The following is a 20889-nucleotide window of genomic DNA, read 5'->3' on the forward strand; positions in this document are numbered from 1 at the left end:
TTCTCAGTGTGGTGCGCGGAGTTCATGCGAGAAAACCGCGCCGCCAGAATCATTCGGCGTCCGCTGCGCGCACTGCGCGTACGAACGCCGCCATCCGGGCGTGATCCTTCACGCCCCTGGCACCCGGCACTTCGATGCCGCTCGAGACATCGACCGCGTACGGGTGCACGCGATGGATCGCGTCACTGACGTTTTGCGCGTTCAACCCACCACTCAAAACGGCCCGACGCGCGAGCTCTGCTGGAATAAGTGACCAATCGAAAACCTTCCCGCCGCCGCCATAGCCTTCGACATGGGTGTCGAACAGAAGACCGCTGGCTGCTGAATAGTTAAGCGCTGATTTTACCAAATCAGCGGGCTGAGTATCCGCCGCGATGCGTAGCGCGCGCAACCAAGGCAAACCCGCAAGGCTGGCGAGGGATTCGCACTGGTCCGCGGTCTCATCGCCGTGGAATTGCAGCAGCGTAAGCCCGATGTTGCTTGCAACTTCGCGGATCCAGTCCGGCGTCGCGTTGACGAACAAACCGACTACCGATACGAACGGCGGCACGTCGTGCACCAGCTCGACCGCCTGCGCCACGCTGACGGAGCGCGGACTGGGCGGATAGAACACGAGGCCGATCGCGTCGGCGCCGAGATCGATCGCGTGCGCTACGTCTTCAGGCTTCGACAGGCCGCAAAGCTTGATGCGCGTACGGCGCGGCGCGGCTTGCTGCTGCGCGTTGGAGTGGGCTTCGGCCACCAGGTTTTCGCTTGATTTCATGATTGCGCTTGCTCGGTCCATACGGTATTCCACGGCACGCTGCCGGTCTGCGGCGCGGGCACGGCGAATTGCTCAGGATAGCCCACCTGCGCGAGGTACAGGCCGTCCGGCATGAAAGTCGGCGCGGCGCATTCACGATTGCGGCTGGCGAGAACCTCGGCCATCCATTCGACCGGATGCCGGCCGCGGCCGATGGAAACGAGGCAACCCATCAGATTGCGCACCATGTGATGCAGGAACGCATTCGCCCGAAAGCGCAAATGGATGAAGTCGCCCTGTTGCCGGATATCGATCTGGTACAGATGCTTGACGGGCGTCTTCGCCTGGCAATCCGACGCACGGAACGACGAAAAATCGTGCTCGCCGATCAGATAGGCGGCCGCCGCGCGCATCGCGTCGACATCGAGCGGCGTGTGGACCCAACCGGCGCGCGTGTCCAGCATCGGCGAGCGCACCGGGTTGACGTACAGCACATAGTAGTAGGTTCGCTCGAATGCCGAGAAGCGCGCGTGGAACTCGTCGGGCATCGGCTTGGCCCACTGCACCGCGATGGTTTTCGGCAGAAACGCGTTGGTACCGCGAATCCACGAAAAATCCGCGCGATCGAGTTCGGTATCGAAATGCACGACCTGGCCGAGACCGTGCACGCCCGTATCCGTACGACCCGCGACGACGGTCTGCACCGTCGTCTGCGCGAACTCGCGAAGCGCCCGTTCGAGCTCGTCCTGCACCGTCTTGCCGTGCGGCTGCGACTGCCAGCCGCAGAATGCCGAGCCGTCGTACTGAACGCCTAAAGCGATACGCTTCACGACAACGGCGCGAGCGTGGAGAGCAACGCGCGGGCTTCAGTGCGCGTGGCCGGATCGTTCGCTTCGATCACTTCGTTGATAAGCGCACGCGCACCCGACAAATCGCCGAGGTCGATATATTCGGCGGCCAGATCGAGCTTGTTGCGGGCGATGCGTGCGAGGTCGGCCTGCGTGAAGGCCGGCAGCGGCTGAGCGGGGCTCGGCGGCAGTTCGAGGTCGAAATCGAGCTTCAGCGCGCCAAAACCAGCCGCGCCCAGACCGGCGAGCGCTGCGGAGCCTGCGGTGCCGGAAGCGATTTCATCGGCGATATGCCGGGCGTCGTCCGGGTCGTGAGGCGCAACGGCATGGTGCGCGGCGGTTTCCGAGGGCACAATCGGCTGCGGCGCGTGCGCTGCGGGCGCGTCGTCGTTTTCCGCGCCGGCGGTCGATTCGACGCGCGGCGGCAATGGCATGTCGAGACTGCCGAAGGCGTCGACGGCGTCGCGCGGGAATTCGGTCAGCGCGGTCGGCACAGGCTGAGCCTGCGTGACGGGAGCCGGCTCGAAGTGTGGCGCGGTGGCTGGCAATGCGTCCTGTTGCAGTAACGGCGCTGCGGCTGCTGGATGCGTCGACGCGTCGCTGTGCGGCTGACCGGACGGCGAAGTCGCGTGCGGCTCGACGGATTGCTGCGTGAAATCGAGTGTCGGCTGCGGTGCATGCGGATCGTCGTGCGGCTTCGTGAGCGGCGCCGGCGGCTCGTCTTCCCATTGCAGACGATGGGGCGGCTGCTCTTGACGCGAGACCTCGCTGACCGGTTCGAGCGGCGTCACCGGCAGCGCTTCGGCGCCGAGTTCGGCGGCGGCTGCAAGACTCGCGGCCGTGGTCGCGCCGTCGAAGTTTTCGTGATGGGCCGGTGGAACTGGTTCGGAGGTGAAGTCGCTGTGAGCGGCTGGCAAGACGTCGGGGGCCGGTTGCGCTGGCTCGGCGGGGGCAGGCGCTGGGCGGCGTTCTTGCCAAGGATGCTCAGACGCGGTGAACTCCTGCGCCGCTAAGGGGGTGCTGGTCGTGTCGGGTTGGTGGGCCGCTGCCGCGTGTTCAGCTGCCGCGTGTTCAGCTGCTTCGCGTTGGGCCGCTTCACGTTCCGCTGCTGCACGTTCCGCCGCTGCGTGTTCTGCCGCTGCGTGTTCTGCCGCTGCGTGTTCTGCCGCTGCACCTTCTGTCTCTGCACGTTCTGTCTCTGCACGCTCCGCCGCTGCACGTTCTGCCGCTGCACGTTCTGCCGCTTCACGTTCCGCCGCTTCACGTTCCGCCGCCTCAAGTTCCGCCGCCTCACTCTCCTTCGCTGCTGCGTGACCCTGTTCCGCCTCACGCTCCGCCGCTAGTGCCGCCGCGCGCCGCATCGCAGCGTCGTCGCTCACACTCACATCTGCCGGTTCGTTCACGGGGCTCTGCTCACGCGTCGAAACGATCTCCTGCGGACCGGCGGCTCGCGCCGACGCCGTCACATCATCCGTAGACGCGGCGTCGGTCGCTGCAATCCTCTCGCGCTTGCGGCGACGCAGACGCAAAGCCGCCAGCAACACCACCAACGCCGCGCCGACTGCCGCCGCCACGCTCAAATTCGTTTGCGAAATCCCGGATTCGTTCGACGTGGAAATCGCCGCACCGCTATGACCGGCAACCGCCGCTGCGGACGACGCCCCCACCGGCGGCGGCATACCAGTCGACGCAGTACCCGTCGCTTTCGTCGAACCGCCGATGCCGTGCTTCTGCAGTTCCATCAGCACACGGTTTTTCAGCGCAAGCAATTGCTGCAAGCTGGACACCTGGGTATGCGCCTGCGAAGCCGGCTGAGCGACGCTCGACGCCGGAGCAGCGAGCGCCGAGGCTCCTTCAGCCGACTCGCTGGCGGAAGGCTGGATCGACCCGGACCATACATGTGCGCCGCTCCCCGGCAACGCGGACGAGGCGGTCGCCTGCGAACCCGCTACCGACAATACGGACGAAGCCGCACCCGCCACAGCTGCACCGCTCGCACCCGGCATCGCGCCGTTTGCCTGAGACGCCGCGCCGGCCGCGCCTGTCACCACGGGCGTCGCCGGCGCCGCAGCGCGAGCCGCGGCACTTGCCGCACTCGCTGCAACGGCATTGACCTGTGCCACTCCACTCGCCGCGCCAACCGCCGTCGCAGCGCTCGACGCGGAGACCCGCGCCGCCGCAGGAGCGGATGCGGCAACAGCCGCAGACCCCACACTCGCCGACGAAGCCACCAAGGCCCCGGACGCGTCCAGCGCCGGCACGGTCAACACGGCACCCATCCGCATCCGGCTCGGGTCATGGCTCATGAAGGCGTTCGGATTCGCGTCGAACAACGCGCGCGACGCACGAGCGAGCGTCGCCCGGTCGTGCGATTGCGTGACGGCAATCGCCACGTCGTTCAGCGATTGCCCTAGCCGAACCGTGTACTGACTGCCTGCGGCATATGACGTGGCCGTGGCGGCCGACGCGCCCTCCGGCGCGCTCGCGGCATCGACCGTGGCTGCCACAGCGCCGCCTGCGCCGACACCGACGCCAGCCAGCGCAAAAGCCAAAGCAGCCGCAGCCGCCAACCGGCCTGCACCGTGATGAATGAACATAGCCCGAAGGGAAGAGAGTCGAAGGTTCATCGGGACTCCTGGCGCATCAGCGCGCAGCCCTTGTTTGCGGTTGGAAAGAGACAAGATAATCGGGGCACACAATGAAAAAAGCGTCGCGAGAAACGCGACGCTTTTTGAGTTTTCTACGCGTCGTGAGCGCGTAGTTTACTTTACTTGTCGAGCACAATGCGAAGCATGCGACGCAGCGGTTCGGCCGCGCCCCACAGCAGCTGATCGCCGACCGTGAAGGCCGACAGATATTCGCCGCCCATTGCCAGCTTCCGCACCCGGCCGACCGGCACCGTCAGCGTGCCCGTGACCACCGCCGGGGACAGATCGCGCATCGACGCTTCGCGTTCGTTAGGCACCACCTTGACCCAGTCATTGCCCGACGCAAGGATGCTGTTCACTTCGTCCAGCGGCACGTCCTTGTTCAGCTTGATGGTCAGCGCCTGCGAATGGCAACGCATGGCGCCGATCCGCACGCACAGGCCGTCCACCGGAATCGAACCCGGCGTGCCCATGGCCGGCTTGCCGAGAATCTTGTTGGTTTCGGCGCCGCCCTTCCACTCTTCTCTCGACATGCCGTTGCCGAGATCCTTGTCGATCCACGGAATCAGCGAGCCGGCGAGCGGTACGCCGAAGTGGTCGGTCGGCATGCGGTCGCTGTTCATTGCATTCAGCACGCGGCGGTCGATGTCGAGAATCGCCGACGACGGATCCGTCAGATCTTCCTTGGCCGCGCCGTACAGCGTGCCCATTTGTTGCAGCAGTTCGCGCATGTTTTGCGCGCCCGCGCCCGAAGCAGCCTGATACGTCATGGCCGTCATCCAGTCGACGAGGTTTTCGCGGAACAGGCCGCCCAACGCCATCAGCATCAGGCTGACCGTGCAGTTGCCGCCGATGAAATTCTTCTGGCCCTTGACCAGCGCATTCTTGATCACGTCGAGGTTGACCGGATCAAGGATGATGACTGCATCGTCTTTCATGCGCAGCGACGAAGCCGCGTCGATCCAGTAGCCGTTCCAGCCCGCTGCGCGCAGCTTCGGGAACACTTCATTGGTGTAGTCGCCGCCCTGGCAGGAGATGATCGCTTCGCACTTCTTCAGGTCTTCGATGCTTGTCGCATCTTTGAGCTTGGTCTCGTTTTTGGCGAACGACGGCGCGTTGCCGCCCGCATTGCTGGTGCTGAAAAACACCGGTTCGATCAAGTCGAAATCGCCTTCCTGCTGCATACGTTGCATCAGGACGCTACCGACCATGCCGCGCCAACCTACGAGACCTACGTTCATGACTTCATACCCTTCGAGTGGAAACTTCCCCGCATCTTTGCCCGCAGTGACCGCGCGGGGAAGATGAGCGGGCACGACGGACGATCAGCGTTTCGTGATCGTTTTCGGGGTAATCGCTTTAATGAGCGTTTTGGTGGTAATGGCGAACTCAACCGCACGGGCCGTTTTGCCGTGCTGGTTAGAAATCGAGGAGATTTGGGAGATCTGCGCCATCGCTACAATATACACGAAAACCGGAATCTGGCGACGCCATCGTCCATATTACGCGCGAATTGGCCTGTTTTCGAGGCCAATCCGCGTTTTAAAGGCCGTTTGAGGCCTAACGACCGTTTAGGCTTAAATGCTTTACAGCGCGGCGACCACCGCATCGCCCATCGCCACGGTACCAACTCGCTGACAACCCGGCGTCAGAATGTCGCCAGTGCGGAAGCCCTGTTCCAGCACCTTCTTGACTGCGGTTTCGATGCGATCGGCCTGCTCCGCCTTGTTCAGCGAATAGCGCAGCATCATTGCAGCGGAGAGAATCGTGGCCAGCGGATTCGCCACGCCCTTGCCGGCAATGTCCGGCGCGGAACCGTGCGACGGCTCGTACAGGCCCTTGTTGTTCTTGTCGAGCGAGGCCGACGGGAGCATGCCGATCGAACCCGTCAGCATCGCGGCTTCGTCGGAGAGAATATCGCCGAACATGTTGCCGGTGACGATCACGTCGAACGACTTCGGCGCCTTCACCAGTTGCATGGCCGCGTTGTCGACGTACATGTGCGACAACTCGACGTCCGCGTATTCCTTCGACACGTCGATCATCACGTCTTTCCAGAACTGGGATGTTTCGAGCACGTTGGCCTTATCCACCGAAGTCAGCTTCTTGCCGCGCTTTTGCGCTGCCTGAAACGCGACGTGCGCGATGCGGCGCACTTCGGGTTCCGCATAACGCATCGTGTCGAAGCCTTCTTTCGCGCCGGCGAACAGGCCGTCCGGCGCTTCGCGCACGCCGCGCGGCGAGCCGAAGTAGATGTCGCCGTTCAGTTCGCGCACGATCAGGATGTCCAGACCCGACACGATTTCCGGCTTCAGCGATGAAGCGCCTGTCAGTTGCGGATAGCAGATCGCCGGACGGAAGTTCGCGAACAATTGCAGATGCTTGCGCAGACCGAGAATCGCCTGCTCCGGACGCAGTGCGCGTTCGAGCGAGTCGTACTTCCAGTCGCCGACGGCGCCGAACAGGATCGCATCGGCTTCCTTTGCCAGCGCGAGCGTCGAATCGGGCAGCGGATGACCCTTCGCTTCGTAGCCCGCGCCGCCAACCGGCGCCTCTTCGAGTTCGAACTTTTCGCCGAGTACGTTCAGGACCTTCACGGCCTCCTTGACGATTTCGGGGCCGATGCCATCGCCCGGCAACACTGCGATCTTCATGCGAATTCCTTGATGATGTTCTTTGAGACTTGCGTGCTTGAATCAGCGAACGGGTCTTTAAGCCCTTAGCCGACGATGCGGTGATTCAGCCAGGGCTGCTTCGCGATCCGCTCCGCTTCGAACTGGCGAATCTTGTCCGCGTGACGCAGCGTGAGGCCAATATCGTCGAAACCGTTCAGCAGGCAGTACTTGCGGAACGCCGCGACTTCGAACGGATATTCGGCGCCGCCGTCCGACGTGCGCACCACTTGCGCTTCCAGATCGATGGTCAGCTTGAAGCCGTTGAACGCGTACGTTTCGTTGAACAGGTGATCGACTTGCTGTTCGGTCAGCACGATCGGCAGCAGGCCGTTCTTGAAGCAGTTGTTGTAGAAAATATCCGCGAAGCTCGGCGCGATCAGCGCACGGAAACCGTATTGCTGCAACGCCCACGGCGCGTGCTCACGCGAGCTGCCGCAGCCGAAGTTCTTACGCGCCAGCAGCACCGACGCGCCTTGATAACGCGGCTGATTCAGCACGAAATCCGGATTCAGCGGGCGCTTCGAATTGTCCTGACCCGGCTCGCCGTGGTCGAGGTAGCGCCATTCGTCGAACGCGTTCGGACCGAAACCCGTGCGCTTGATCGACTTCAGGAATTGCTTCGGAATGATCGCGTCCGTGTCGACGTTCTCGCGATCGAGCGGCGCCACGACGCCGGTGTGTACGATGAATTTATCCATGACGCTTGCGCCTGTTTCAAGACCGGACGATGCGCGCGGCGACCGCAAAGCCGCCCGCGCGTTGCCGGCAAAATTCAAAAACCGCTTATTTGTCAGCGTGGTTGCTGATCGAATTGCCGAGGTGCGACATGTCCTCGCCGAATCCGTGCACCGTGTTGCAACCGGCCAGACCAAGCAGCAACCCAGCCAGGGTACCGAGCGCGAAACGGCGCAATAGAGTGGTGCGATTCATGTTCTTCATCATGCGAGTTATCCAAGCTTGCGAATGTCGACGAAATGCCCTTCGATGGCCGCAGCCGCAGCCATTGCGGGGCTCACGAGGTGGGTACGGCCACCGGCGCCCTGACGACCTTCGAAATTACGATTCGACGTGGAAGCGCAACGCTCGCCCGGATCCAACCGGTCGGCGTTCATTGCGAGACACATCGAGCAACCGGGTTCACGCCATTCGAAACCGGCATCGGTAAAGACCTTGTCGAGGCCTTCACGTTCCGCTTGCGCCTTGACCAGACCCGAGCCCGGCACCACCATCGCCAGGCGGATGTTCGGCGCGACGCGGCGGCCGAGCTTCTTCACGACGTAAGCCGCGGCGCGAATGTCTTCAATGCGCGCGTTGGTGCACGACCCAATGAAGATTTTATCCGGCTTGATGGATTCGATCGGCGCATTCGGTTCGAGCGCCATGTACTTCAGCGCGCGTTCCATCGCGTCGCGCTTGACCGGGTCTTTTTCGCGTTCCGGATCCGGCACTCGGCCGTCCACAGCGGTGACCATTTCCGGCGACGTGCCCCACGTGACTTGCGGCACGATCTCGGCGGCGTTCAGTTCGACCACGCGATCGAATTGCGCGCCTTCGTCCGACTTGAACTGCTTCCAGTACTCGACCGCGTGATTCCACTCGACGCCTTCCGGCGAGAACGGGCGGCCCTTCAGGTATTCGATGGTGGTGTCGTCCACCGCGACCATGCCGGCGCGCGCGCCTGCTTCGATCGCCATGTTGCAGACCGTCATGCGGCCTTCCATGGACAGCGCGCGAATCGTCGAACCGCCGAATTCGATCGCGTAGCCGGTGCCGCCCGCCGTGCCGATCTTGCCGATGATCGCGAGCACGATGTCTTTCGCGGTGCAGCCGCGCGGCAGCGGACCTTCGACCTTCACCAGCAAGTTCTTGCTCTTCTTCTGCAAGAGCGTTTGCGTGGCCAGCACGTGCTCGACTTCCGACGTGCCGATGCCATGCGCCAGCGCGCCGAACGCGCCGTGCGTGGACGTGTGCGAATCGCCGCAGACGATCGTCATGCCAGGCAGCGTAGCGCCCTGCTCCGGCCCGATGATGTGCACGATGCCCTGACGCAGGTCGTTCATCTTGAACTGGGTGATGCCGTAGGCGTCGCAGTTGCTGTCGAGCGTATCGACTTGCAGCTTCGAAACCGGATCGGCGATGCCATGGCTGCGATCCGTGGTGGGCACGTTGTGATCGGAAACCGCCAGATTCGCGCTGATACGCCACACCGGACGCTCAGCCAGCTTCAGGCCTTCGAACGCCTGCGGGCTGGTGACTTCGTGCAGCAGGTGGCGGTCGATATAGAGAATCGTCGTGCCGTCTTCTTCCGTGTGGACCACATGCGTGTTCCACAATTTGTCGTAGAGAGTCTGTGCCATGGTATGCGGGGTAGTAATGACTGCGGGCTGACTGTGTCCGGTCGATTATGCCACGCAGAGCCGCCTTCTGGCCCATCAAACCACGGAAAAACCGATAAAAAACAGGGGGTTGGGTGGTAGTGCCGATACCTGTATCGCTGTTACCCGGCAGCGGAATGCGTGACGGCGGCCCCACGCGCCGCCGCGCTTACAGGTGGTCAGCGCTCGAGATCGAAGCCGAGTTGCGCGCGGCCGAGAGGCGTCAAATCGCTTTCCTGTGCGCGCCCGATAAAGCCGGTCTCGAAGTGATCAGCCGGAAAATCCGGCGGGCTTTCGCCACGCAGGAAGCTTGGCAGCTGACTCCAGCCCTGGATTAACCGATACAGGCTGGCCGATCGCGCTGATCGCTACTAAAGCGGGCTTTCCGAATCTCGCCAATTTCAACCGGCAGTTTTTGTCGACGCGCGGCATGACGCCGAGTGCGTACCGGCGCTTTTTCGAAACCCATGGCCATACGCCGAAGGACGTCGCTTCGGCACAGGTCAACCTCGAGACACGATCGCCTGCGCTCGAACGGACAAGACGGCGTCAGGCCCGCCGGACACCCGCTTGAGAACACCACGCGCACCAAGCGACACGACGCGCCACAAAACAAAACGCCCCAACGGCAAACCCGCTGGGGCGTTTTGTTTCTAGTCAGCGCCAAATCTGCGCCCATTCGCAGCGAACCAATCACCACGAACTACGCAGACTCAACCTCGATCAACGTTGTGCGAGCGGCTTCGCTTCACGCTGCGTATCGCCGATGAACAGCTGACGCGGACGGCCAATCTTCTGCTCCGGATCGGCGATCATTTCGTTCCACTGTGCAATCCAGCCGACCGTACGCGCCATCGCGAAGATACACGTGAACATCGACGTCGGGATGCCCAGCGCGCGCTGCACGATGCCCGAATAGAAGTCGACGTTCGGGTACAGCTTGCGCGACACGAAGTATTCGTCTTCCAGTGCGATCTTTTCCAGTGCCATGGCCAGCTTGAACAGCGGGTCGTCGTGCAGACCCAGCTCTTCCAGCACTTCGTGGCAGGTTTCGCGCATCAGCTTCGCACGCGGATCGTAGTTCTTATAGACGCGGTGACCGAAGCCCATCAGCTTCACGCCCGAGTTCTTGTCCTTCACCTGCTTGATGAACTCAGGAATGTTGTCGACCGAGCCGATTTCTTCCAGCATGTTCAGCGCGGCTTCGTTCGCACCGCCGTGCGCCGGCCCCCACAAGCAAGCGATACCGGCTGCGATACACGCAAACGGGTTCGCGCCCGACGAACCGGCGAGACGCACGGTCGAGGTCGATGCATTCTGCTCGTGGTCCGCATGCAGAATCAGGATGCGGTCGAGCGCGCGCACCAGCACGTCGTTGACCTTGTACTCTTCGCACGGGTTCGAGAACATCATGTGCATGAAGTTCGCGCTGTACGACAGGTCGTTCTTCGGGTACGCAAACGGCTGGCCGATGCTGTACTTGTACGCCATCGCGACCAGCGTCGGCAGCTTCGCGATCATGCGAATGGCCGACACTTCACGGTGACGCGGATTGTTGATGTCGAGCGAGTCGTGATAGAACGCCGACAGCGCGCCGACTGCGGCGACCAGAATCGCCATCGGGTGCGCGTCGCGGCGGAAGCCACGGAAGAAGAAGTGCATTTGCTCATGCACCATCGTGTGCTTCGTGACGGTGCCCACGAACTCCGCGTTCTGCTGCGCGTTCGGCAGTTCGCCCTTCAGCAGCAGGTAGCAGGTTTCGAGGAAGTCGGCGTTTTCCGCGAGGTTGTCGATCGGGTAGCCGCGGTACAGCAGTTCGCCCTTGTCGCCGTCGATGTACGTAATCGCCGAATTGCAGGCCGCCGTCGACATGAAGCCCGGGTCGTACGTGAACTTGCCGGTCTGGCCGTACAGTTTGCGGATGTCGATCACGTCCGGGCCGAGAGTGCCCTTGTAAATCGGCATTTCAACGCTCGGCGAATTGTCGCTGAACGATAGCGTGGCTTTAACATCTGACGGGGTCATAGCACATCCTCAATCGAAGTATGGAAACAGGGTTTCGATAATTTGCACGCCTGGAAACAACGAACAAGCCGCGCTCAAGCCGCTCAAGCGTTTCGCAGCAGTTCCAGCACCCGGACGACATCCGGGTCGGCAAGGTCGCCTTCTGGTTCCTTGCGCACGAGCAGCAAGTCCATCAGGTCGTTATCGCTCAGCTCGAGCAGGCGGGTGAGTGCGCCCACATCGGCGTCGCTGAGGTCATGCTCATATCGGCTGAAAAAACGCTCAAAGATCAGATCGTTTTCCAGCAAGCCGCGCCGCGCGCGCCAGCGAAGGCGCGCGCGGCGAAGAGGGTCGGACTGATGTGATGATTCGTTCATGTCAGTACGCGCCGGGCCGCTCCCAAGCGTACTGACCGCCCCCTCGGGGGGCAGCGAACGACAGGGAGCGTTGGGGTTGTTCATATTAAACAGCGCGGCGAACCATCAATTCCTTGATCTTGCCAATCGCCTTGGTCGGGTTCAGGCCCTTCGGGCAAACGTCGACGCAATTCATGATGGTATGGCAACGGAACAGACGGTACGGATCTTCCAGGTTGTCGAGGCGTTCACCGGTCGCTTCGTCGCGGCTGTCCGCGATGAAACGATAGGCTTGCAGCAGGCCCGCCGGACCGACGAACTTGTCCGGATTCCACCAGAAGCTCGGGCACGAAGTCGAGCAGCTGGCACACAGAATACATTCGTACAGGCCGTCCAGCTCGTCGCGTTCTTCCGGCGACTGCAGACGTTCCTTTTCCGGCGGCGGCGTATCGTTGATCAGGTACGGCTTGATCGAGTGATACTGGTTGAAGAACTGCGTGAAATCGCAGATCAGGTCGCGCACGACAGGCAGACCCGGCAACGGACGCAGCACGATCTTTTGCGGCAGGTCGTTCAGGTTCGTCAGGCACGCCAGACCGTTCTTGCCGTTGATGTTCATCGCGTCCGAACCGCACACGCCTTCGCGGCACGAACGGCGGAACGACAGCGTTTCGTCGACAGCCTTCAGCTTGACGAGTGCGTCCAGCAGCATGCGTTCGTGCGAGTCGATTTCGATCTCATACGTTTGCATGCGCGGCGCTGCGTCCTTATCCGGGTCGTAGCGGTAAATTTCAAATGTACGCTTAGCCATTTCTGAATTCCTTTGACTTGTGCCTTAGAAGGTCCGCGCTTTCGGCGGAACCGATTCGACCGTCAGCGGTTGCATGTGAACCGGCTTGTAGTCGAGGCGATCGCCTTCGCTGAACCACAGCGTATGGCGCAGCCAGTTTTCGTCGTCGCGATGTTCGAAGTCGTTCTGCGCGTGCGCGCCGCGGCTTTCCTTGCGCGCTTCGGCGGAAACCATCGTGGCGCGGGCCACTTCGATCAGGTTCGCCACTTCCAGCGCTTCGACGCGCGCGGTGTTGAACACCTTCGACTTGTCCTTCAGGTGGATGTTGTCGACGCGTTCGGCCACTTCGCGGATACGCTCGACGCCTTCGGCCAGCAGCTTCGACGTGCGGAACACGCCGGCGTGCGCCTGCATCGCGGCGCGGATATCGTTCGCGACGTTTTGCGTGTATTCGCCCGACGAGGACTTGTCCAGCTTGTCCAGACGCGACAGCGCGAAATCGGCAGCGTCGGCCGGCAGCGGCTTGTGCTCCTTGATTTCCTTCACGTGCTTGACGATGTGGTTGCCGGCCGCGCGGCCGAACACCACCAGGTCGAGCAGCGAGTTCGTGCCGAGACGGTTCGCGCCGTGCACCGACACGCACGAGCATTCGCCCACGGCGTAGAAACCGTTGACCGGCACTTCGTGACCCTTTGACGTACCCACGACCTGGCCGTGGATGTTGGTCGGAATACCGCCCATCTGATAGTGGATGGTCGGCACGACCGGAATCGGCTCTTTAATGCAATCGACGTTCGCGAACTTCAGCGCGATTTCGCGGATCGACGGCAGACGCTTCATGATCGTCTCGGCGCCGATGTGCGACAGGTCAAGCAGCACGTGATCCTTGTTCGGACCGACGCCGCGGCCTTCCTTGATTTCCTGGTCCATCGAACGCGAAACGAAGTCGCGCGGCGCCAGATCCTTCAGCGTCGGCGCGTAGCGTTCCATGAAACGCTCGCCGTTCGAGTTACGCAGAATGCCGCCTTCGCCGCGCACGCCTTCAGTAATCAGCACGCCCGCGCCGGCCACGCCGGTAGGGTGGAATTGCCAGAATTCCATGTCTTGCAGTGCGATGCCCGAACGCGCGGCCATGCCCAGGCCGTCACCGGTGTTGATGAACGCATTCGTGGACGCCGCGAAGATCCGACCTGCGCCGCCCGTGGCGAACAGCGTGGTCTTGCCTTCGAGGATGTAGACGTCGCCGGTTTCCATTTCCAGCGCCGTCACGCCGAGCACGTCGCCGTCGGCGTCGCGGATCAGATCCAGCGCCATCCATTCGACGAAGAACTGCGTCTTGGCAGCAACGTTCTGCTGATACAGCGTGTGCAGCAGCGCGTGACCGGTACGGTCAGCCGCCGCGCAAGCGCGTTGCACCGGCTTTTCGCCGTAGTTCGCGGTGTGGCCGCCGAACGGGCGCTGGTAAATCGTACCGTCGGCGTTACGGTCGAACGGCATGCCGAAGTGTTCGAGCTCGTAGACAGCGTTCGGTGCTTCGCGGCACATGAACTCGATCGCGTCCTGGTCGCCGAGCCAGTCGGAACCCTTAATCGTGTCGTAGAAGTGATAGTGCCAGTTGTCTTCGCTCATGTTGCCGAGCGATGCGCCGATGCCGCCTTGAGCAGCGACCGTGTGCGAACGCGTCGGGAACACTTTGGACAGCACGCAAACCGACAGACCGGCGCGCGCGAGTTGCAGCGAAGCGCGCATCCCCGAGCCGCCTGCGCCGACGATAACCACGTCGAAACGGCGACGCGGCAGAGAATTCTTGATTGCAGCCATTCTTTTACACTCTCCAGAGAATCTGCGCAGCGTAGCCCGCACAAGCGAGCAGCCAGACGATCGTCAGCGACTGAAGCAACAGGCGTACACCGACGGGCTTCACATAGTCCATCCAGATGTCGCGGATACCAACCCACGCGTGATAAAACAGCGACAGCAGCGTGACAAACGTGGCGAGCTTCATCCATTGCGTCGCGAAGATCGACGCCCAGCCTTCGTACGAGAAATCGCGCGCGCCGAAGAACCACACGAGCAGGATCACCGTGTAGATCGCCATCACGCAGGCGGTAATGCGCTGGGCGAGCCAGTCGCGCAGACCGTAATGTGCGCCGACGACGAGACGCTTCGGACCGATTCGGTTATTAGCTGCCATTTTCTTAGAAGACTCCGAACAGTTTTGCGGCGAATGCAATCGTGAGGAGGGACGACACGACGAGGACCACGATAGAGGTTTGCTTGCCACCTTCCTTGGTGACCGCGCGGTGCGTGTCCATCACCAGGTGACGGATGCCGGCGCAGAAGTGAAACAGGAAGGCCCACGCGAGAACGAGCGTGATGAGCTTGACGATGATGTTGGAGAGGAAGCCTTTGAATACTTCGAAACTAAGTTCGGAAGTGAGGCTCTGATCGAAGAGGTACAGCAGGAACGGAAGAAAAACAAAAAGCAGACCACCGCTTACGCGATGCAAGATCGACACTCGCCCCGCTAGCGGGAGACGGTATGCCGTCAAAATCTGCCCGATACCGATGTTCCGGAATTCCGGCCTCGGTTTTTTTACGGCTTCAGCCATGCTAGACCCCTACTATGTAGTCACACTAATCCGCGATTTTAGCGCCTTTTTTTATCGCGCTGCAGCGAAAACCACCGCAGGTCCGTTACAGCGTGCGCGATAAAGGCGCCTTCAAACAGGCGCGCGTGTGGGACGCCGCGCCTTCATCCAGCCCGACTCAGCTTAGATCGTTCTGATAGTAATACCCGGTTGTGACATACCAACCACGCCGGACTTCAACCGGCCGGTCCCCGTATGTATAGGACACACGTTCCACCGACAGCAGCGGGAAACCCGCCGGCACACGCAACAGATCAGCCACCGAAGGCTCGGCCGCGACCGCGCGGATTTTCTCCGTTGCGCGGATCATGCGCGTGCCGAACTCGGTCTCGAACATCGCGTAGAGGGGACCTTTATACTCCGACAGGCGTTCGAGCGTCAGCCCGCGGAACACGCCGCCGGGCAGCCATATCTCGTCGAGTACGGTGACTTCGCCGTCGAACTGCAGCAGGCGTTTGATCAGCACCACCGGATCGGCGGGCTTCAGATCGAGTTGCCGGGCGATGTCCGCTGAAGCGCGCAAACGCCGGCATTCAAGCAGGCGGCTGACGTGCGGATGCTCCGCGCCGTCATCGGCCAGTAACCGGAGGAAGCGAAACTGGGCGCGGTCTTCGTTGTGCGTTGCAACAAACGTGCCCTTGCCCTGGCGGCGCACCAGCAGGTTGTCGGCGGCAAGCTCGTCGATCGCTTTGCGCACGGTTCCCTGACTGACCTTGTATCTGGCCGCCAATTCGACTTCACTAGGAATGATCTCGCCGGGCTTCCATTCGCCGCTTTCGAGGCTCTGCGTAATCAACCCCTTGATCTGCTGATACAAGGGGCTGAAAGTGGGCGACGCAGCGGGCGTGGCAGCGGATACACCTCCGCCCGCGGCCCCTTGGCCATTGGGATTCGTGGTGTTCACCGGGTTCGAAGTCATCCGCGCATTTCATCATAAAGGGCTGGGGCGCGTCTAGGTTTTTCCCCGCAATAGATATGTCTTATATAAGACATAAGATAATGTTGACTTTGTGTCGGCCGACTCCTACACTCCCTGTCGAGCAAGGGTTTGCGGGGTTTTCGGCGGCTGTTTTGCACTGTGCCGTGCAGCGCCGCGACGCACCGGCAGCCACTCTGCACCATGCCGTTCCCACGCAGTCCAGGTTTCGATTCGCCGCCATTCGCTGGTCAGACGTTTGCCGAAACGCGCTGTTTGCAGGAGCCCGCACCGTGCAGCGGCTACCCGGCGCTGATATGCCCCGCTCCCCGCCCTCTCAAGAAAACGCCGGGCCGCCCCAAGTTTTCCGCCCGGCAGGAAGTCCCCCGCCCCGAAGGAAGTCCCCTTGGGGGATTGAGGGATTGTCCCCTCGAGGGGACCTGGCGCAAAGCGCGAGGTTTGGGGGCACTCAGTAGTACAGGTTTCCGGCATGGCGGTCTTGCCGCAGCGCGCCGCACGGCCCCGCAAAATTACGGGGCAGTACGCGAACAGTGAATTCCGCCGTGTTTCACAACGCTTCGCTGAACGCGCATATAGAATGGCGTTTTCCCTAGCGTCTAACGCATCGTCCTGGAGATTTCTCAATGGCTAAGCCCGCAAAGCGCGTTGCCGTCACCGGCGCCGCAGGTCAAATCGCTTACTCCCTGCTGTTCCGCATCGCCAACGGCGATCTGCTCGGCAAGGACCAGCCGGTCATCCTGCAACTGCTCGACCTGCCGCAAGCGCAAGCCGCCGTCAAAGGCGTCGTGATGGAACTGGATGATTGCGCATTCCCGCTGCTGTCGGGCGTCGTGATCACCGACGATCCGAAGGTCGCATTCAAGGATGCCGACGTCGCCCTGCTGGTCGGCGCACGTCCGCGCTCGAAAGGCATGGAGCGTAAGGATCTGCTGTCGGCAAACGCCGAAATCTTCACGGTTCAGGGCAAGGCGCTGAACGAAGTCGCGAGCCGCGACGTGAAGGTGCTGGTGGTCGGCAACCCGGCCAACACCAATGCGTACATCGCCATGAAGTCGGCGCCGGATCTGCCGAAGAAGAACTTCACCGCCATGCTGCGCCTGGACCACAACCGCGCGCTGTCGCAACTGGCCGCCAAGTCGGGCAAGCCGGTCGCTTCGATCGAAAAGCTGGCTGTGTGGGGCAACCACTCGCCGACCATGTACCCGGATTTCCGCGTCGCAACCGCAGAAGGTCAGGACCTGACCAAGCTGATCAACGACGACGAATGGAACCGCAACACGTTCATCCCGACCGTCGGCAAGCGCGGCGCAGCGATCATCGAAGCGCGCGGCCTGTCGTCGGCAGCGTCGGCAGCCAACGCCGCGATCGACCACGTGCGTGACTGGGTCCTCGGCACGAACGGCAAGTGGGTCACGATGGGTATTCCGTCGGACGGTTCGTATGGCATTCCGGAAGACATCATCTACGGTGTGCCGGTTACCTGCGAAAACGGCGAGTACAAGCGCGTCGAAGGTCTGGAAATCGACGCGTTCTCGCGCGAAAAGATGGATGGCACGCTGCAGGAGCTGCTCGAAGAGCGCGACGGCGTTCAACACCTGCTCGGCTAAGCACCAGATGCAGAACAACCGGAACTCCAAAGCATCATCGCGGCGGGTTCCGGTTTTTTACGTGCGAATGCGGGTACGACGCTCCATTTTGCGGTTCACTTCGCAATTTGTCGTGCCAGCATCCGCATCTGATCCGAACGCGTTTTGCGTCATATCTCGCTGATGGTTCAGCAGAGCGCGTCCGAATCAGATTTCTCCAACGACCACCCACGCCCTGACGCCGAAGATGCGCGCCCTCACACCCGCCGAAGTGCTGTTTGAAGGCGAAGTGCCGCCCGCTGTACTGCCTGCCTGCGATCACTACGCCGGCAGCGAGAAGCTGATGCTGAAATCGCTCGCGTTGCAGCAGCAACTCGGCCCGGTGTTCGACATCACGCTCGATTGTGAAGACGGCGCGCAGGTCGGCCGCGAAGCAGAGCACGCGGAGCTGGTCGCGTCGCTGCTGGGCAGCGAGCATGACCGCTTCGGCCGCGTCGGCGTGCGGATTCACGACTTCGATCACGCGCACTGGCGCGACGACGTGCGTCTCATTCTGCGCGCCGCCAGGCGCGCGCCCGCTTACATCACCCTGCCGAAAATCCGCAACGTCCCCGATGCCGCCGAAATGGTCGCGTTCATCGAAGCGACGCGGCGCGAACTCGGCATCGCTCAGCCCGTGCCGGTGCAACTGCTGGTCGAAACCCACGGTGCGCTGACGCGCGTGTTCGATCTGGCCGCGCTGCCCGGCGTCGAAGCGCTGAGCTTCGGCCTGATGGACTTCATCTCCGCGCACGACGGCGCGATTCCCGATACCGCGATGCGCTCGCCCGGCCAGTTCGATCATCCGCTGGTGCGGCGCGCAAAGCTCGAGATTTCAGCGGCCTGTCATGCGCATGGCAGGGTGCCCTCGCATAACGTCAGTACCGAAGTGCGCGACATGAGCGTGGTCGCCAACGACGCTGCGCGCGCCCGCAACGAATTCGGCTACACGCGGATGTGGAGCATCCATCCGGCGCAGATCGAAGCGATCGTTGCCGCGTTTGCACCGCGCGACGAAGAGATCGTCACGGCCACCGAAATCCTGCTGGCCGCACAGTCCGCGCAATGGGGACCGACACGCCATCACGACACGCTGCACGACCGGGCCAGCTATCGCTACTACTGGTCGGTGCTGCGCCGCGCACAATCCACTGGCCGCGCAGTCCCGCAAGACGCCGCGCCGCTCTTCACGAAAGTGGGTACTAACGGGCAAGCCGCATCATGAGGACGTCGATTACGGCAGTGGCCGGCGCGCTGGCGGCGGACGGTGCGAACGCGCGCCGTGCTGCGGCGCCCAGCCTGCGTTTGCCGCGGCGGCAGACTGGCGCTGAATACGCGACACAAGGCTCGGCCCAGGTTGCGGCTCGACCAGCGGTTCGATCAGAAACGATCGACCGGCACAAAGGAGATTGCGGGAGATGAGCGAGACGACGCAAACCGCCGGTGCACAAGGCGAGAGCGGTTCCCAAAGCGGCTTCAAACCGAAGAAATCCGTCGCGCTGTCCGGCGTGACCGCGGGCAACACGGCGCTGTGCACGGTCGGCAAGACCGGCAACGACCTGCACTATCGCGGCTACGACATTCTCGACATCGCCGGCGCCTGCGAATTCGAAGAGATCGCGTATCTGCTGGTCCACGAAAAGCTGCCGACGCAGGCCGAACTGACCGCCTACAAGACAAAGCTCAAGGCGCTGCGCGGGCTGCCCGCGAACGTGAAAGCCGCGCTCGAATGGATTCCGGCCGCCGCGCATCCGATGGACGTGATGCGCACCGGCGTGTCGGTGCTCGGCGCGGTGCTGCCCGAGAAGGACGACCACAACCTGCCGGGCGCGCGCGATATCGCCGACAGGCTGATGGCCTCGCTCGGTTCGATGCTGCTGTACTGGTACCACTACTCGCACAACGGCAAGCGCATCGAGGTCGAAACCGACGACGATTCGATCGGCGGCCACTTCCTGCATCTGCTGCACGGCGTGGAGCCGTCGAAGACGTGGGTCGACGCGATGCATGTGTCGCTGAACCTGTACGCCGAGCATGAATTCAACGCCTCGACCTTCACCGGCCGCGTGATCGCGGGCACGGGTTCGGACATCTACTCGGCGATCACCGGCGCGATCGGCGCGCTGCGCGGTCCGAAACACGGCGGCGCCAACGAGGTCGCGTTCGAGACCCAGTCGCGCTACCAGACTCCGGATGAAGCCGAAGCCGACATCAGGAAGCGCGTCGGGAACAAGGAAGTGGTGATCGGTTTCGGCCACCCGGTGTACACGATTGCCGACCCGCGCAACAAGGTCATCAAGGAAGTCGCGAAGAAGCTTTCGAAGGAAGCGGGCAACATGAAGCTGTTCAATATCGCCGAGCGACTTGAAACAGTGATGGCAGATGTGAAAAAGTTGTTTCCAAATCTCGACTGGTTCAGCGCGGTGTCGTATCACATGATGGGCGTGCCGACGGCGATGTTCACGCCGCTTTTCGTGATCGCCCGCACGGCTGGCTGGAGCGCGCACGTCATCGAGCAGCGGATCGACAACAAGATCATCCGGCCGAGCGCGAATTACACCGGCCCCGAGAATTTGAAGTACGTGCCGCTAAATAGGAGAAAATAGCGGCCGCTGTGCGCTTATGAAGCGCGTGCAGTTCAACCTCGCGGTTCTCCAGACGGCCAACCGCGCAATGTTCAACTGAAATTAGATAGAAAGGTTCCCCTCCATGAAAAAGCTGATGATCGCCGCCGTGATTGGCGCCCTGTCCACGACGATGCTGACCGTCGCGACTGACGCCGTCGCGCAAACGGCGACCACCACGAAGCCGGCTGCCAAGGCTGTGGCGAAGCGCCCGCAACCGAAACGCCTGATCAAGCGCAAGTCGAATCCGGCCAAGGAAGCGAAGGTCGATCCGGTTCCGGAAGGCTCGGAAAAGTGGTCGTGCAACGAAGGTCTGGCATTCGAACTGAAGGGCGACATGAAGCGTGACCAGATCGTCACGGTTCACTGGGCGAACAAGAACTACAATCTGCCGCGTGAAGCGACCACCACGGGCGCAGACCGCTTCCACGACGCCGCAACGGGTATGGATCTGGTTGTGATCCCGACCAAGGCGATGTTGTTCTCGGATAAGGACAGCTCGCGTCTGGCCGACGAGTGCAAGACGGCAGCCATGGTGCAAGGTGCACCTGCTCCGACGCAATCGAACGCGATCGACAAGACCAGCAACTAATTATTTACATCAGGGAAGCCCC

The 20889-nt window shown here is 62.1% G+C and carries 20 protein-coding genes and 1 pseudogene; 5 read left to right on the forward strand and 16 right to left on the reverse strand.

Features of this window, described 5'->3' with window-relative positions:
• Positions 1 to 49: 49 nt before the first annotated feature.
• The 9 genes and pseudogenes from AC07WT_RS37835 to AC07WT_RS37875 form a co-directional block, all read right to left on the reverse strand.
• Entirely contained in the window at positions 50 to 763 is a 714-nt protein-coding gene (locus tag AC07WT_RS37835; protein ID WP_494950903.1) for a phosphoribosylanthranilate isomerase, read from the reverse strand.
• Positions 760 to 1572 (reverse strand): tRNA pseudouridine(38-40) synthase TruA, encoded by an 813-nt coding sequence (truA, locus tag AC07WT_RS37840; protein ID WP_494950904.1) that lies wholly within the window; start codon positions 1570 to 1572, stop codon positions 760 to 762. Before truA ends, AC07WT_RS37835 begins: the two co-directional genes overlap by 4 nt.
• On the reverse strand, positions 1569 to 4217 hold the full coding sequence (locus AC07WT_RS37845) for a motility hub landmark protein FimV (RefSeq protein WP_494950905.1): 2649 nt from the start codon (positions 4215 to 4217) through the stop codon (positions 1569 to 1571). Before AC07WT_RS37845 ends, truA begins: the two co-directional genes overlap by 4 nt.
• A 140-nt stretch (positions 4218 to 4357) precedes the next feature.
• Entirely contained in the window at positions 4358 to 5479 is a 1122-nt protein-coding gene (asd, locus tag AC07WT_RS37850) for an aspartate-semialdehyde dehydrogenase (protein ID WP_494950906.1), read from the reverse strand.
• 345 nt (positions 5480 to 5824) lie between these two features.
• On the reverse strand, positions 5825 to 6892 hold the full coding sequence (gene leuB, locus AC07WT_RS37855; RefSeq protein ID WP_494950907.1) for a 3-isopropylmalate dehydrogenase: 1068 nt from the start codon (positions 6890 to 6892) through the stop codon (positions 5825 to 5827).
• A gap of 65 nt (positions 6893 to 6957) precedes the next feature.
• Positions 6958 to 7611 carry a 3-isopropylmalate dehydratase small subunit gene (gene leuD / locus AC07WT_RS37860; protein WP_492594739.1) on the reverse strand — a complete coding sequence of 218 codons (654 nt, stop codon included), beginning with the start codon at positions 7609 to 7611 and terminating at the stop codon, positions 6958 to 6960.
• 85 nt (positions 7612 to 7696) lie between these two features.
• Positions 7697 to 7855 (reverse strand): entericidin A/B family lipoprotein, encoded by a 159-nt coding sequence (locus AC07WT_RS37865; protein WP_028196115.1) that lies wholly within the window; start codon positions 7853 to 7855, stop codon positions 7697 to 7699.
• A 5-nt stretch (positions 7856 to 7860) separates the two neighbouring features.
• Positions 7861 to 9270 (reverse strand): 3-isopropylmalate dehydratase large subunit, encoded by a 1410-nt coding sequence (gene leuC, locus AC07WT_RS37870; protein WP_492594738.1) that lies wholly within the window; start codon positions 9268 to 9270, stop codon positions 7861 to 7863.
• 197 nt (positions 9271 to 9467) lie between these two features.
• Positions 9468 to 9608, reverse strand: a pseudogene (locus AC07WT_RS37875) (DUF1479 domain-containing protein); the annotation flags it as partial.
• Here AC07WT_RS37875 and AC07WT_RS37880 point away from each other — a divergent pair.
• Entirely contained in the window at positions 9599 to 9862 is a 264-nt protein-coding gene (locus tag AC07WT_RS37880; RefSeq protein WP_494950908.1) for a helix-turn-helix domain-containing protein, read from the forward strand. The pseudogene AC07WT_RS37875 and the gene AC07WT_RS37880 overlap by 10 nt on opposite strands.
• 149 nt (positions 9863 to 10011) lie before the next feature.
• Here AC07WT_RS37880 and gltA read toward each other — a convergent pair whose 3' ends face one another.
• The 7 genes from gltA to AC07WT_RS37915 form a co-directional block, all read right to left on the reverse strand.
• Complete coding sequence (gltA, locus tag AC07WT_RS37885) at positions 10012 to 11313, reverse strand: citrate synthase (RefSeq protein ID WP_341317152.1); 1302 nt, start codon at positions 11311 to 11313, stop codon at positions 10012 to 10014.
• A gap of 83 nt (positions 11314 to 11396) precedes the next feature.
• A complete protein-coding gene (locus tag AC07WT_RS37890) occupies positions 11397 to 11669 on the reverse strand; it encodes an FAD assembly factor SdhE (protein ID WP_492594737.1) in 273 nt (90 codons plus the stop codon).
• Positions 11670 to 11754: 85 nt separating this feature from the next.
• Complete coding sequence (locus AC07WT_RS37895) at positions 11755 to 12459, reverse strand: succinate dehydrogenase iron-sulfur subunit (RefSeq protein WP_132383613.1); 705 nt, start codon at positions 12457 to 12459, stop codon at positions 11755 to 11757.
• Positions 12460 to 12483: 24 nt separating this feature from the next.
• Positions 12484 to 14259, reverse strand: coding sequence for a succinate dehydrogenase flavoprotein subunit (gene sdhA / locus AC07WT_RS37900; RefSeq protein ID WP_492594736.1), 1776 nt, complete (start codon positions 14257 to 14259; stop codon positions 12484 to 12486).
• 4 nt (positions 14260 to 14263) lie between these two features.
• A complete protein-coding gene (sdhD, locus tag AC07WT_RS37905) occupies positions 14264 to 14632 on the reverse strand; it encodes a succinate dehydrogenase, hydrophobic membrane anchor protein (protein WP_492594735.1) in 369 nt (122 codons plus the stop codon).
• Positions 14633 to 14636: 4 nt separating this feature from the next.
• Entirely contained in the window at positions 14637 to 15050 is a 414-nt protein-coding gene (gene sdhC / locus AC07WT_RS37910) for a succinate dehydrogenase, cytochrome b556 subunit (RefSeq protein WP_494950909.1), read from the reverse strand.
• Between the two features lie 157 nt (positions 15051 to 15207).
• Entirely contained in the window at positions 15208 to 16008 is an 801-nt protein-coding gene (locus AC07WT_RS37915) for a GntR family transcriptional regulator (protein ID WP_494950910.1), read from the reverse strand.
• A 641-nt stretch (positions 16009 to 16649) separates the two neighbouring features.
• Between AC07WT_RS37915 and AC07WT_RS37920 the strand changes: the two genes are divergently transcribed.
• The 4 genes from AC07WT_RS37920 (at position 16650) to AC07WT_RS37935 (ending at position 20867) form a co-directional block, all read left to right on the forward strand.
• On the forward strand, positions 16650 to 17633 hold the full coding sequence (locus tag AC07WT_RS37920; RefSeq protein WP_492596244.1) for a malate dehydrogenase: 984 nt from the start codon (positions 16650 to 16652) through the stop codon (positions 17631 to 17633).
• 226 nt (positions 17634 to 17859) lie between these two features.
• Positions 17860 to 18876, forward strand: a complete 1017-nt coding sequence (locus AC07WT_RS37925) for an HpcH/HpaI aldolase/citrate lyase family protein (RefSeq protein ID WP_494950911.1) — start codon at positions 17860 to 17862, stop codon at positions 18874 to 18876.
• A gap of 193 nt (positions 18877 to 19069) precedes the next feature.
• On the forward strand, positions 19070 to 20257 hold the full coding sequence (gene prpC, locus AC07WT_RS37930; RefSeq protein ID WP_494950912.1) for a bifunctional 2-methylcitrate synthase/citrate synthase: 1188 nt from the start codon (positions 19070 to 19072) through the stop codon (positions 20255 to 20257).
• Positions 20258 to 20360: 103 nt separating this feature from the next.
• On the forward strand, positions 20361 to 20867 hold the full coding sequence (locus AC07WT_RS37935) for a hypothetical protein (protein ID WP_492596247.1): 507 nt from the start codon (positions 20361 to 20363) through the stop codon (positions 20865 to 20867).
• The last annotated feature ends 22 nt before the right edge of the window (positions 20868 to 20889 follow it).

The sequence above is a fragment of the Paraburkholderia sp. GW821-FHT02A12 genome, from assembly GCF_059422005.1.